At 41.8% G+C, this 14240-nt stretch carries 11 protein-coding genes; 3 read left to right on the top strand and 8 right to left on the bottom strand.

Annotation, left to right across the window (positions count from 1 at the left end; translation table 11 throughout):
- Positions 1-326 precede the first annotated feature (326 nt).
- From thrS to ccpA, 4 genes are all read right to left on the bottom strand, one after another.
- Complete coding sequence (gene thrS, locus DW930_RS00205; protein ID WP_123159025.1) at positions 327-2270, bottom strand: threonine--tRNA ligase; 1944 nt, start codon at positions 2268-2270, stop codon at positions 327-329.
- A gap of 385 nt (positions 2271-2655) precedes the next feature.
- Positions 2656-3978 carry a glycosyltransferase family 4 protein gene (locus tag DW930_RS00195; RefSeq protein ID WP_123159024.1) on the bottom strand — a complete coding sequence of 441 codons (1323 nt, stop codon included), beginning with the start codon at positions 3976-3978 and terminating at the stop codon, positions 2656-2658.
- A 1-nt stretch (position 3979) separates the two neighbouring features.
- On the bottom strand, positions 3980-4978 hold the full coding sequence (locus tag DW930_RS00190) for a glycosyltransferase (RefSeq protein WP_123159023.1): 999 nt from the start codon (positions 4976-4978) through the stop codon (positions 3980-3982).
- Positions 4979-5230: 252 nt separating this feature from the next.
- Entirely contained in the window at positions 5231-6235 is a 1005-nt protein-coding gene (gene ccpA / locus DW930_RS00180) for a catabolite control protein A (RefSeq protein ID WP_123159022.1), read from the bottom strand.
- Positions 6236-6395: 160 nt separating this feature from the next.
- Between ccpA and DW930_RS00175 the strand changes: the two genes are divergently transcribed.
- The gene (locus DW930_RS00175; protein WP_120701743.1) at positions 6396-7478 is read left to right on the top strand and encodes a Xaa-Pro peptidase family protein; all 1083 of its coding nucleotides are present in this window, start codon (positions 6396-6398) and stop codon (positions 7476-7478) included.
- A gap of 23 nt (positions 7479-7501) precedes the next feature.
- The gene (locus DW930_RS00170) at positions 7502-7840 is read left to right on the top strand and encodes a hypothetical protein (RefSeq protein ID WP_123159021.1); all 339 of its coding nucleotides are present in this window, start codon (positions 7502-7504) and stop codon (positions 7838-7840) included.
- A gap of 97 nt (positions 7841-7937) precedes the next feature.
- On the opposite strand, the gene DW930_RS00165 is transcribed toward DW930_RS00170, so the two are convergent.
- From DW930_RS00165 to DW930_RS00150, 4 genes are all read right to left on the bottom strand, one after another.
- Complete coding sequence (locus tag DW930_RS00165; protein WP_123159020.1) at positions 7938-8387, bottom strand: Rrf2 family transcriptional regulator; 450 nt, start codon at positions 8385-8387, stop codon at positions 7938-7940.
- Between the two features lie 143 nt (positions 8388-8530).
- Positions 8531-9373 carry a metallophosphoesterase family protein gene (locus DW930_RS00160; protein WP_123159019.1) on the bottom strand — a complete coding sequence of 281 codons (843 nt, stop codon included), beginning with the start codon at positions 9371-9373 and terminating at the stop codon, positions 8531-8533.
- 68 nt (positions 9374-9441) lie between these two features.
- Positions 9442-12159 carry an FtsX-like permease family protein gene (locus DW930_RS00155; protein ID WP_123159018.1) on the bottom strand — a complete coding sequence of 906 codons (2718 nt, stop codon included), beginning with the start codon at positions 12157-12159 and terminating at the stop codon, positions 9442-9444.
- Positions 12160-12170: 11 nt separating this feature from the next.
- The gene (locus DW930_RS00150) at positions 12171-12872 is read right to left on the bottom strand and encodes an ABC transporter ATP-binding protein (protein ID WP_023023941.1); all 702 of its coding nucleotides are present in this window, start codon (positions 12870-12872) and stop codon (positions 12171-12173) included.
- Between the two features lie 546 nt (positions 12873-13418).
- Between DW930_RS00150 and DW930_RS00145 the strand changes: the two genes are divergently transcribed.
- A complete protein-coding gene (locus DW930_RS00145) occupies positions 13419-13979 on the top strand; it encodes a TetR/AcrR family transcriptional regulator (protein WP_023023946.1) in 561 nt (186 codons plus the stop codon).
- Positions 13980-14240 lie beyond the last annotated feature (261 nt).

Below are 14240 nucleotides of genomic sequence, written 5' to 3'. Positions count from 1 at the left end.
CCTTTCATTATAGCAAATTTCTTTTAAAAATGGGAGTTATACTTTGATTTGTAAAGAAAGAGAAAGAAAAAGGTTATGCAATGGAAAAATGATATCTAGATAATAGAAGCCACTCGAACAGCACTTAACCATACACATAAAAGAGGCTGGGACAAAAGTCCTAGCCTCTCAATTGTCTTTGGATTGTCGAGCAAGACGCAGTGGTTGAGTGGGCTCTACTACGCTGATTTCATCAGCTTTTACAGCCCTACTCAACTGTGCGGAGGTGGGACGACGAAATCGAGTTCTAACGAATGACCGATTTCTGTCCCACTCTCTTCTATCTTTTATTTTTCAACACGAGATTTATTTGCGATATCAGCAAGAATCAAGTCTACAAATGCATCTACCGGCATGGTTTCTGTTTCTTTTTGACCATAACGGCGAACGTTGACGGCTTGCTCTTCCATTTCCTTGTCACCAACGATCAATTGGTAAGGAATCTTTTGCGTTTGTGAAGCCCGGATCTTGAATTGCATTTTCTCATTGCGTTCATCCACATCGGCACGAACCCCACGGTCACGAAGTTTCTTCGCTACTTCCCATGCGTAGTCCACATGTTTTTCATTAGAAACTGGGATAAGGGTTACTTGGTGTGGTGCCAACCAAGTTGGGAAGGCACCCTTGTAGTTTTCAATCAAGATCGCTGTGAAGCGTTCCATAGTTGAGATAACCCCACGGTGGATCATAACTGGGCGGTGTTCTTCACCATCAGCTCCGATGTATTTAAGGTCGAAGCGTTCTGGAAGCAAGAAGTCAAGCTGGATAGTAGAAAGGGTTTCTTCTTTACCAAGGGCAGTCTTAACCTGGATATCCAATTTTGGTCCGTAGAAGGCAGCTTCACCTTCAGCTTCAAAGTAGTCAACGCCCATTTCATCAAGGGCAGCACGAAGCATGGTTTGGGCATTTTCCCACATTTCATCGTTATCAAAGTACTTGTGAGTATCTTGAGGGTCACGAAGAGAGAGGCGGAAACGGTATTCATTCAAGTTGAAATCTTCATAAACATCGATAATCAACTGAAGAGCACGTTGGAATTCTTCTTGGATTTGTTCTGGAGTCACAAAGAGGTGACCGTCGTTGAGAGACATTTCACGTACACGTTGAAGACCTGTAAGGGCTCCAGATTTTTCATAGCGGTGCATCATCCCGATTTCAGCGATACGGATTGGCAATTCACGGTATGAGTGAACATGGTGTTTAAAGACTTGGATGTGGTGTGGACAGTTCATTGGACGAAGAACGAATTCTTCACCATCTCCCATATCCATAGTTGGGAACATGTCCTCTTGGTAGTGATCCCAGTGACCAGAAGTCTTGTAAAGCTCTACAGAAGCAAGTGGTGGAGTGTAAACGTGTTGATAGCCAGAAGCCAACTCTTTATCGACGATGTAGCGTTCTAACTCACGACGGATAGTGGCACCATTTGGCAACCAGAATGGAAGACCTTGACCAACTTCTTGAGAAATCATAAAGAGATCCAATTCTTTACCAAGTTTACGGTGGTCACGTTCTTTGGCTTCTTCACGCATTTGAAGGTAGTTCTTCAAGTCTTTCTTGTCAAACCAGGCAGTACCGTAGATCCGTTGCATCATCGCGTTGTCACTATTTCCGCGCCAGTAAGCACCTGCTACATGGAGAAGGTGGAAGATTTGGATACGACCAGTTGATGGGACGTGTGGGCCACGGCAAAGGTCAACATATTCACCTTGACGGTAGATGGTCAAGCCACCCTCGTCTTCTGAGTGCTCTTCAATTAATTCAAGCTTGTAAGGGTCGTTCTTGAAGATTTCACGGGCCTCATCTTTGGTCACTTCTTCACGAATAGATGGGAAGTTTTCTTTCACGATTTTCTTCATTTCTTCTTCGATACGAGGAAGATCTTCGTTAGAGATTTGACCAGCTTGGTTATCAGTATCGTAGTAGAAACCATCTTCGATAGCTGGACCAACACCCAAGTGAATGTCTGGGAAGAGGCGACGAGCTGCTTGAGCGAACAAGTGAGCTGCTGAGTGACGCAAGATGTCAAGAGCGTCTTCGTGATCAGGTGTCACGATTTCAATGCTCCCATCTTCAGTGATCGCACGAGTCGTATCGATGAGTTTGCCGTTAAATTTACCAGCAAGAGCTTTTTTAGCTAGGGAATTGCTGATTGATTGAGCAATTTCAAAAGTTGTAACGCCAGATTCGAATTCACGAATAGCGCCATCTGGGAAAGTAATCTTAATCATGATGTTCTCCTTATATTGGTTATCTATTATTTCTAAAACAGAAGTGTGTCCCTATGTTGCAGTCTTAAATCAAGAAAAACAAAAAGCGACATCCAAAAAGGACGTCGCAACGTGGTTCCACCTTCATTTATGTTCCTCAAAAAAGAGGGACACCTCTGATTGGCTCTAACGTAGCCACCGTTTTATGTTTGCATAAAAGTATCTCGAGTAGTCCCAAATCTATCCTCTACGCGATTTCCAGCTCCACGCGCTCTCTATCAGATTTCCTAGATTTGATATGTCTCTGACTAGTATTATAGCACGATTGAAAATTTTTGCAAGAGAAAATAATCCCATCCAATAAGGAAGAAGCCCTTCTTTAGGCCCCTTGCTTATTGGATAAAGGCTAATCCAACAACTTGGTGATATGACGAATTTTCTTGACCTGTTTAAAAGATCCCTTCATGATTCGCACAGACCCATTCACTGGCATAGCGATGACCTTTTGTGGAATTTTCACAATGGACTTGGTTACCCGTTTGGTACGACTTTCCTCAGGATGACGCTCATTATAAAAATCTTTCGAAATAATGGCGTCTAGATAGAACTCATAGACCCTGCGACCAAAGTTTGTAGAAGAAATTTCATACAGCTTCTCCTCCCACTTAGCCTCATCCTTCTCTGGGGTGGCTATGGTCGCTTCTAAAATAGCTGCAGCCAAATCTTCTTCCTGGTCATACAAGATTCCGAACATCCGATCATTGATCACATTATCTAAATAAGGATTTTTCTGAGCAATTAAGGGGGTCCCACTAGCGATGCTCTCCAGATAAGTAAGACCTTGCGTCTCACTCGTTGAAGCAGAAATGAAGAAATCTGCCGCCTTATAGTAAAGGGCTGTTTCGTTCGGTGGAATCATCCCTGTGAAGATCACAGCCTGTTCGATGCCTAATTTTTGCACCTGTTTTTTCAAATCCCCTAAATAAGGCCCATCTCCTGCCACAATCAATTTAATATGCGCATTTTCTTCTAACACTTTAGGCAATGCCGCAATAACTGCTTGGATATTTTTTTCATAAGAAACCCGTGACAAGCTCAAGAGCATGGTTTCACCCTCTTGAATTCCTAATTTTTCACGAAGGGCTTGCGTCTCCACTTGCGTGATTTCAGGTCGTTCAAACTTTGCCAACTCAATTCCTGTTGGAATAATCCGTTTTTCAGCCTTGACCTTATATTTCAGCAAGAGGTCATAGACGATCTCACTTGGACAGATTACCCCATCCAAGTCATTCATATACCCACGGACGATGTATTTGACCATACTTGGTCGGATAACCATCCCCTTAGCAATATAACGCACATAATCCTCATACTGGGTATGATAGGTATGAATCACTGGAATCCGAAGCTCCTTAGCAATCCAAACTCCGAGTAGTCCTAAAGAAAACTCTGTCTGTGTATGGATCATATCCAGTTTGTATTGTTTGGCAATGGCCAAAGCCTTGGTAAACCCTCGATAAGCAATCCGCCGATCCTTAAAAGCAAAGAAAGGGATACTTGGAATGCGGATAATTTGCCAGTCCTCATAGCGGTTGACATCCTTATCCGTCGTCGTAAAGATAAAAACAGTATGTCCCAACTTCTCCAATTCCGTTTTTAGGGTTCGAATACTGGTCGCAACCCCCGATACTTGCGGAAAATAAGTATCTGTAAATAATCCAATACGCATATTACATCTCCAATACCTGCTGATAGGCTTTGACTAGTTGATCGGCTACCAAATCAATTGAGCGACTTTGAGCGACCCGGTCTCCCGCATCTCGCTTATCCACTTGACCAGACAAGACTTTTTCAAGAGAGTCCACAAATTCATCCACCGAATGACACAATTCTGCCGACTCTTGGTCCACCCAACCATGATAAACTGGAATATCCCGGAGGACGACATGCTGGTGAGCCGCTAAGGCCTCTAGGACAACAATCCCTTCCGTTTCCTCGTAAGATGGGAAGAAGAAGGCATCCGCACCCGTCATGGCCCCTTGGAAAACAGCTCCTTTAAAATAGCCAGGGAATTCCACGTTGCTCGGATGGTCTTTCTCTACCAAACGACGAATAGCGCGAGGGATCAACCATTTATTAATCGATCCCAACCAAATAAAGCGGACATCTGGCATCCGGCGAGCAACTTCTACAAAGTCTTCAATCCCTTTTCGTCTAAAGTAGAGACCCGCACATAGAACGACCTTCTCTCCTTCTTGGATATTAAAGTGCTTCCGAAAAACCTTTTCTTTTTTGGGATCTTTTTTATATTTAGACAAATCAATACCATTGGAAACAGCGACAATTGGAGTCTTGACCCCGTAGGATTGAATCAGCTGCTTAGAATACTCCGAAGGGGTAATAATAAAATCGGCTTTTTTATACATGTGAGCCAAGTATTTGCCAAATAAGGAAGCAAACAAATTGGACCCGATAAAGGAATTTTGGAAATCTTCCCGTGTGGAATGCCCATGCATAATGACCTTTTTCCCCCGACGTTTGGCAGCATGTAAGAGTAACAAACTCCGAGGACCATAGGTATTAATATGGACCACATCATAATCTCCTAAAATATCTGTCGTATAGGGAATCCCAGCCAAATCCAAGGCATGCATCTGATGTTGGAGGGCACGGCCAATCCCTGATTTTTGTAAAACGGATTTTCCTTCAAGATACAGTAAAACTTTCATACCCTCTATTATACCTGATTTGGCAGACCCCTTCAAGTTTTACCGGAGATTCATATAGAGACAAGAAAAAGAGAGTGGGACAGAAATCGGTAATTCGTTAGAATTCGATTTCGTCGTCCCACCTCCTCACAGTTGAGTAGGTCTGTAAAAGCTGATGAAATCAGCGTAGTAGAGCTCACTCAATCACTGAGTCTTGCTCGACAATCCAAAGACAGTTAAGAGGCTAGGACTTTTGTCCCAGCCTCTTGGTCTTTACTTTTTAGTAGTCCCACGATGATTGATGGTATGGGCAAGAAGAACTTCTCTTTCTTCCAATTCTTCTTTATGCATAATTTTGGTCAACATCCGCATACTGATAGCTCCCAAGTCATAAAGTGGTTGGCCAACAGTTGAAAGGTTTGGACGGGTGTAACGAGTAATTTGTGAATCATCACTGGTAATCAACTCAAAATCTTCAGGTACTTTCACACCTTGATCAGCTAGACCATTGAGCAAACCTGCTGCCAATTCATCCCCAGTCACAAAGGCTGCTGTTGCTTTTGACGCAATGATGCGTTCAGCCAAGTTATAGCCTTCTTCATAGCGGTATTTAGACTCAAAGACCAAGCCTTCACTATAAGACAATTTTTTGGCTTTCAAAGCCTCTTTGTAACCAGCCAAACGAATCTTACCGTTGATATCATCCACTAAGGGGCCACTTACAAAAGCAATCTTTTTATTTCGTTTAGCCAATAGTGTAACCGCGTCTATTGTCGCTTGCTTGTAATCGATATTGACACTTGGCAATTGATGTTCGACATCGACTGTCCCAGCAAGGACCACCGGCGTCCGAGAACGAGAGAATTCAGAACGAATCTTTTCTGTTAAGTGGTAGCCCATGAATATAATTCCATCGACTTGTTTTGAGAAAAGAGTGTTGACAACAGAAACTTCTTTATCATCGTCTTCATCGCTGTTGGCAAGGACGATATTGTATTTATACATTTCTGCGATATCATCAATTCCTTTAGCTAAAGTAGAGAAGTAACTATTAGTAATATTTGGAATCACAACACCTACCGTTGTGGTTTTCTTACTCGCAAGTCCACGAGCAACCGCATTCGGACGATAGTCCAAACGTTCAATGACTTCCAATACTTTTTTACGAGTATTTTCCTTAACGTTCTTATTACCGTTCACGACACGGCTAACAGTCGCCATTGAGACACCCGCTTCTCGGGCAACATCGTAAATGGTTACAGTATCGTCTGTATTCATAATACTTCCTTTCTTTATTGAAAATTTCGTTTTCAGTCTTCTATAACAACTATTTTATCACTTATTGTAAACACTTTCAAGCATTTTAACATCTTTTTGCAAACTCTTGATTTTTTAGGAAAAATTTGACAAAATATTATCAATAGAAAGAAGGTAGCTTATGTCTAAATTAGATCAAATTGTAGCATTTCTTGAAACCGAAAAAACGGATATTGCAGTAGTTTCTGACCCTGTCACTATCAACTACTTAACAGGATTCTATAGCGATCCTCACGAACGTCAGCTCTTCCTATTTGTCTATCCAGACCATGAACCACTTCTGTTTGTTCCTGCTCTTGAGGTAGAACGGGCGACTGCTGTTGTGGATTTCCAAGTGGTTGGTTATGTGGATTCTGAAAATCCTTGGGAAAAAATCAAAGGAGCTAGCGCCAACCCAGAAGCCAAAAAAGTCGCTTTGGAATTTGATAATTTGATTTTGACCAAATACCATGGACTTCGTTCAGTCTTTGAACAAGCAACATTTACCAATCTCAGCCCTCGGATTAACCGCATGCGCTTGATCAAATCTGCTGATGAGATCCAAAAAATGTTAGTTGCTGGTCAATATGCGGATAAGGCTGTCAACATGGGATTTGACGCCATCTCTCTGGAAAAAACTGAAACTGATATCGTCGCAGAGATCGACTTTGGCATCAAACGCTTGGGCTACGAAATGAGCTTTGAAACCATGGTCTTAACCGGCAACAATGCAGCCAACCCTCATGGCATCCCTGGAAGCAACAAAATTGAAAAGGATGCTCTTCTTCTCTTCGACTTGGGATGTATGGTGAACGGCTATGCTTCCGATATGACTCGTACCGTTGCGGTTGGAAAACCAGATGACTTCAAAAAAGAAATCTACCACTTAACTTTAGAAGCTCAACAAGCTGCTCTGGATATGATCAAACCTGGTGTGACGGCTCACGACGTCGATCGCGCTGCTCGCAGTGTCATTGAAAAAGCAGGTTACGGCGAATACTTCAACCATCGCCTCGGACACGGCATTGGGATGGATGTGCATGAATTCCCTTCTATCATGGAAGGAAATGACATGGTCATCGAAGAAGGCATGTGCTTCTCTGTCGAACCAGGTATCTATATTCCTGGAAAAGTCGGTGTTCGGATTGAAGACTGTGGCTATGTGACAAAAGATGGCTTTGGCCTCTTTACCGAAACTAGCAAAGACTTGCTCTATTTTGATTAAGTTAGTAATAAGGAGATTGTTTTATGATTGTTTGGCGTGGTAAAGGCTTGCTCGTTCCCCTTGCTTTCATCATCGGAGCATTTTTAGCAAATGTGATTTATTCAGTTCTGCATCTTAATATAAACGAAAAAAATGATAGCATTATTTTTGGATGTGTTTGGGGCATATTTGCTGCTGGCATTAATTATCTACTGACAAAAAAATTTGTTTCCGATCAAGTGCGGTATATGATTGATGAAGCAACAGGACAACGCATTGCTTTTCGCGATCGTTCTTCCTTCATGTTCATTCCTAATCGTTACTGGACATGGATTTTTGCAATTGGATTTACTCTAGTTAGTTTTCTAGCCAGTAAAAAATAAAAATCAGACAAACTTTAAATCATTAGTCAAACAAAACAAAAAGCCTTTCGGTCTAAACTGAAAGGCTTTTTTACATCGAGTTTCTCACAGACTCAAATCAAGAAACGGTTGCCAACTCCATTTGCTTCCTAGCTTGCTCTACCACTTCTTTGAGACTGGTCTGAGACATTTCCTTTTCCATGGCCAATTGAATCTCTTCAAGTTTTCCATCGAGTACTCCATGAATATTTTTTCCAATCGGACAGTCTGGATTTGGATGATCGTGGAAACCAAATAATTGACCAGTCTTCCCAAGGCATTCAACAGCCTGATAGATATCTAACAAACTAATTGCTTCCAATTCTTTGGCCATCTCGGCGCCACCTGTTCCACGCGCCACATGGATCAATCCTGCCTTTTTTAATTGAGACAAGGTCTTCCGAATAATGACAGGGTTCACTCCAACGCTGCCAGCAATCATATCACTGGTCACCTTGGTACAATCTCCTTTTAAAGCAATCATGACTAATACATGGGTTCCAATGGTAAAACGACTTGAAATTTGCATGGATACTCCTCTCTTCCATCTAGATAGGGATGTCTTAAACTGGATCTAAAGCCATCAGTAACTAGATACATTTACTCTTCCGACGTTAAAGTTCTTTCTTTTAGTCTATTATACCCTTATTTGTTGTAATGTCAACTGTTACACTAGTTGAAAAAATCTCTCAACCATGCGTCTACTTCTACATTGTGTCCCTCTCGCTGGGCTATTTCATGTAGAAGCTCCTGATTATGGGTATGGTGAATCCCATTGACTAAACTTTCATAGTAAACTTGGAAGTAAGGTAGTTTCAGATCCTTGGCCAGTTGGAGTTCTCTCTCAATGTCATAGGACACCCGCCGAAAGTCAACATCTTTCAAACCCGATTCATCAAACTCTAGAATAGCATACATGGCCCGGAGATCCTTTCGAAGATTGGCCTGCAAAAAGAAGGGCTGGCCGATAGAACCTGGATTCAAGATGAGCTCTCCACCACTTCCATATCGGAAAAATTGTTGGTGAATATGACCATAGACTGCTAGATCACAAGGGGGATTGGTTACGAGGCGATCAAAATCTTTCTGGTCTCCTATATGGATCAATTCTCGTCCCCAGTTTTTGTCTGGCAGATGATGGGTGATGCCCACTATTAAGCCAGAAACTTCCCGATGCACTTGCATGGGCAGACTTTGCATGGCCTCTATTTCTTCTGGACGAATTTCTTCTAAGATATACTGACAATGGCGCATCAAATAACGGTGACTAGCCCTTGATGGATCCAGCATCCCCTTCATCGCTCGCCACAAGCTATCTTCCCAATTTCCTAAAATCTGTACGGTGATAGGCAATTCTTCAAGTAGGTTCAAAAGATGTCGTCTACCAGTCCCCGGCATAAGGACATCCCCTAATAACCAGTATTCTTCTACACCTGCCCGCTTGGCATCTTTAAGCACAGCCTCTAAAGCAGTTGTATTCCCATGTATATCCGAAAGCAAAGCAATTTTTATCATGTCTCTTCTCCTTTTCTCATTATACCAAAGCTCTTAAAAACTTCCACCCTAGGGTAGAAGTTTATTTTCTATTCAACAGATTTCAAAGCCTCCAGCATGTCTACCTTGCGTAGATGGTGATTGACCAAGATTCCTAGAATAGCTAGGATCAGAATGACACCAACAATAGGATAAAGATAGACACCAAGAGCTACTCGTGGATAAAAGAGAATGGCATCTGGGGCTATCATGGCAATCAAGAAGCGATGGAGATAATAGCCTCCTACCAGGCCCAATCCTATCCCAACAAGAGATAAAAGGATGGTTTCTCGATAAATATAAAGTGTGACTTCTTGATGATGAAAACCTAATACCTTTATGGTTGATAACTCACGGATTCGTTCTGCAACATTGATATTGGTTAAATTGTATAAAATAACAATCGCCAGCAAAATAGATACTAGAACTAAAATCATCATGGTCTTATTCAACGATTGGGCTACGGAATGAAAGAGAGAAATCAAGGAAGTGTTTTGCGTGACAGCAAGCACGGCTCCATCTTCCATCATGTCCCGACTGACCTTCTGGACCGACTGATGCGAAGGTGACTGTAATCGGACCAAATAGGCATTCTTCTTAGCCTTTTTTCCATAGATTTTCTGATAGTTTGCTTGATTCATATAGACGAAATGGCCTACATAATTTTCAGTAATCGCAGCTACCCTAATCTTATGACCATCTAGCCGTAAGTCATCCCCAACTCCCACCTTAGCTAATTGCGCTAATTTACTACTAATCACCGCCCCATTGGATAGGTCGAGTCCTCCCTCTTCTGAGCGGAGACTGATAAAAGGTTCCAAGCTGTTTTTTGATGATACCATTAATGTAACTGTTTGCTTTCCAAGTCCGGATGGATAAGAAGCCTCCAGTCGTTTTGTAAAAATGGCTTCTGTTTCTTTTATATCTGCCTGCTTCAAGCGCTTCTTCAAGGATTGTTCCTCTTCGTCTGTCAGACTGGATTTGATCGAGAGAATCATATCGTATTTAAGGATTTCCCCAAACTGACGTTGGGGTACTCCACCGACAGATGATTGAATTCCCAGACCCGCAAAGAGAAGGGCTACCGAACCAGCAACACCAAAGATAGTCATAATCATCCGCTGTTTGTAACGAAAAATATTCCTTACTGTCACCTTTTGAGTGAAACTAAGACGTTTCCACACAAAACGACAGCGCTCAAGCAAAATACTGGATCCAGAAACTGGTGGTTTGGGGAGTAGGAGCAGACTGGCCTCTTCCTTCAATTCTCTTCTAGCAACCAAATAAGCTGGAAAGACACTAGAAAGGAGAGAAAGTCCTAAGGCTAACAAAGTATAGGACCAATAAAAATATTGTTGGCTTGGTCCTACGACCATCCCCTGAGTGATAATTTGCGAAATGGTCCCCGATAGAACATAATGACCGATAAGAGTTCCTAGGCCTGTCCCAACTGTTCCAGCAACAAAGCCATACAGGAGAAACTTTGCCAAGATATCTTTCGTTCGATAGCCCAAGGCTTTGAACAAGCCAGCATGGCTCCGTTCTTCATCAACAAAACGAGTCATGGTCGTAAAGGTGACCATGGCAGCGACTGCGTAGAGCACCACAGGAAATAGATTGCCTACCTCGGAGATACTGGCACTGGCATTACTATACATGAGGTAACCCTGTCCGCCTGGAATGGTTTTTCGATCGTAAACATGATAGTTTGGTAGAGCTAGATTCTCTAATTCTTCCTTTGTCTTTTCCAGGTCCTTTTGTTTAGTTGCTAGTTCTGATTCACCCGTCTGTATGTTGACCAATTCCTGATCTAGTTGCTTTTGGGCTTCTGCCAACTCGCGTCGTCTCGCTTCTAATTCTTCTTTGGGAAAGAGTGTAGAAAGCTGATTTAGTTTATTGGCTTGCTCCGTCAATTGTGTCTGTGCTTGGCCTGCCTTTTCACGCGCTTCTGCTAACCGTTTGTTTGCACCATCAAGTTCTTCTTGGCCTTTTTTGATCTTTTGTTTCCCATCAGCCTGAAGTTTTCGATAGCGCTCCTGTCCATTTCCAGCTAGGAGTTTTTCCAGCTCCTTTTGATGGGAGACCAGACGGTCTTGGTAGCTAGTTGAGAATGGATTTAGCCCCCTCAAATCATCAAACCGAATCCGAGCAAGGCTATAAACAGGACTAGTAAAGGCTCCTTTTGAGAGGACCCCATAAGCATCTAAGGAACCACTTCCACTCGTAGCTTGTCCCAAGTCTTTTTCGGACCACATCTCAGCAGACTTTATAAAGCCAACAATTCGATAATTTTTTGACTTTAGAACAGATGGACTTCCTGCCTTTGCATGGATACTTATCTGATCCCCAATCTGGTAACTATCTTTCCAAAATGCTGCTAGAGCTACCTCATCTTGTTTCTGCGGAAGTCGCCCTGAAGTCAGCTGAAAGCGCGAGATGGCTTCTGGAGTGGAAAAAAGTCGAATAGCCTTGTCCTTTCCATCTATTGTCACATCCGTCAAGTAGGAAAATTCCAAGCGAGCCCCAGTCAAGCCTCTCAGTTCCTCTTGATCAGTCTTGTCCAAACCAAAATCCCCCATTACTGCTAGGTCCAACATCTCTTGTTGGTCAATAAAGCGTTGGGCAGTCCGATGCATATTTGGGGTCGTTACTTTTAAACCGACGAGGGCTAAGGTTCCTAGCATCATCAGTGTTAAAATGGATAAAAAGCGCCCTTTGGAACTAGTAAAAGAATGGAATAAATCTTTCCAATATACTTTTCGCTTCATGACTACCCCCCCTAATACTCTAGGTTTTCGATATCTAACGGAGATTTATGGATGGTCACGGTTTTTACTTGGGCATCATGCATCTGAATGACGCGATCTGCTATTGGTGCTAAGGAAGCATTATGGGTGACGATGATCACTGTTGCTCCTTTCTTACGAGACATGTCCTGAAGAATTTTTAAAACCTGTTTGCCGGTTTGGTAATCCAAAGCCCCTGTTGGTTCATCACAAAGGAGAATCTTAGGATTCTTTGCCACTGCGCGTGCAATAGCCACCCGTTGTTGTTCCCCACCAGATAACTGGGCTGGGAAGTTGTTCATTCGCTCTCCCAATCCAACCTCTCGCAAGACTTGTTCAGGATCTAGGGCGTCAGAAACAATTTCAGATGCTAGCTCAACATTTTCCTTGGCCGTCAAATTGGGAATGAGATTATAAAACTGAAAAACAAAGCCAACATCATTTCTGCGATAATCCGTTCGTTGGTGTGATGAGAAACTTGAGATGGCTTTCCCATCCACCAGAACCTCTCCTTCATCATTGGTATCCATACCTCCCAAAATATTGAGAAGGGTTGATTTTCCTGCGCCTGATGCTCCCAAAATGATGACCAATTCGCCTTTCTCAATTTCAAAAGTAACATCTTTATTGGCAATGATGTGAGTCTCACCTGTTTGATAGCACTTGTAACTATGTTTCATCTCAATATAAGCCATATTTCTTCTCCCACTTAAACACAAGTTCCTATCTTTATTATAGTCCTTTTTCACGGGAAGACCAAGGATAATCAATCTATGAAAACGACTAAAATTCCTGGAATGAACAAGCTCTTGACAATCATAAACTTATGGAGAAATCTGGACTATAAACTAATACTTTTCTATGCAAAAATAGACAATGAATAGGCTTGATCTTATCTAGTTCAAGAGAGAGAATTCTCCAAGCATCATCTGACCTCCTTTTCTTAGTTTGTGATATAATAACAAATATATTCGAATTATTTAATTGGTTTAGATAACTGATATTTCAAGTTTTTTCTTGTTTTTTTATATAATAGCCCCTTTGAAAGTAGAGCTGGGAAAAAATTTTATAATCCTGCCAAAGTGGCTTTCACAGTATAAGAACAAGACCCGATTTTAAGCTATTTAGACTTATAGAATGATACTAAAATTTTATTCTGTTGAGGAATAAATTTGATTTCTGTATAATATGATGATTAGTGAACAATAATTTATACCAAACTACATGATAAAGGAGGAACTATGACCCGAAAAAAGAGAAAAACGAATTCTAAAAATGCTATCCGAAGTGCCCTATCACGCCTACTTCTTGAACAATCACTTGAGAGTCTTACCATTAGCCAATTAACAAAAGAAGCCGGCATTAATCGAGGGACATTCTATCTCCATTATGTAGACAAACAAGATATGTTCAACCAGCTAAAATCTGAACTATTAGGCGAGTTGGGAGAACTATTCGCTACAAGCACTGTCAATCGAGCAAATTTTCTTGCCTCCCTTCAATATATTCAAGATAATTATGATTTTATTTACGCCTTGATGCAGATGGATTACCAAGAGTTTCAGTTTCTAATGAAAAATTTCACCCTGCAACTTCTTGACGATACTCCACACGCCAAAGACCATTTGGTAAATAAATTCCAAGTTCCTTATAAGTATGCTGTTGAAATCTTTGCAGCTACGATTGAAGCAGTGATCACGAAATGGTTGTCAACTGGAGCAAAAGAAGAGCCGATCGAAATCGCAACTGTCGTATTAAGTGTTACTGACTTTACCACTTGGAACCAACCTATAACTGAATAAGAAAATGGAAAGTGGGACAGAAATCGATAATTCGTTAGAATTCGATTTCGTCGTCCCACCTCCGCACAGTTGAGTAGAGCTGTAAAAGCTAATGAAATCAGCGTAGTAGAGTCCACTCAACCACTGCGTCTTGCTCGACAATCCAAAGAAAATTAAGAGGCTAGGACTTTTGTCCCACTCTCTTTTTTATTGCTAAGGCCAACTAGATGAAACACCAAAGCTCGCACAAGAATTATTTACCCAAGCATCAGAAATCGTTTT

The sequence above is a fragment of the Streptococcus sp. AM43-2AT genome, assembly GCF_003603405.1.
Taxonomy (GTDB): domain Bacteria; phylum Bacillota; class Bacilli; order Lactobacillales; family Streptococcaceae; genus Streptococcus; species Streptococcus ilei.
Note: the sequence above shows the minus strand (reverse complement) of the source record. Positions and strands in the feature narration are given on the sequence as shown.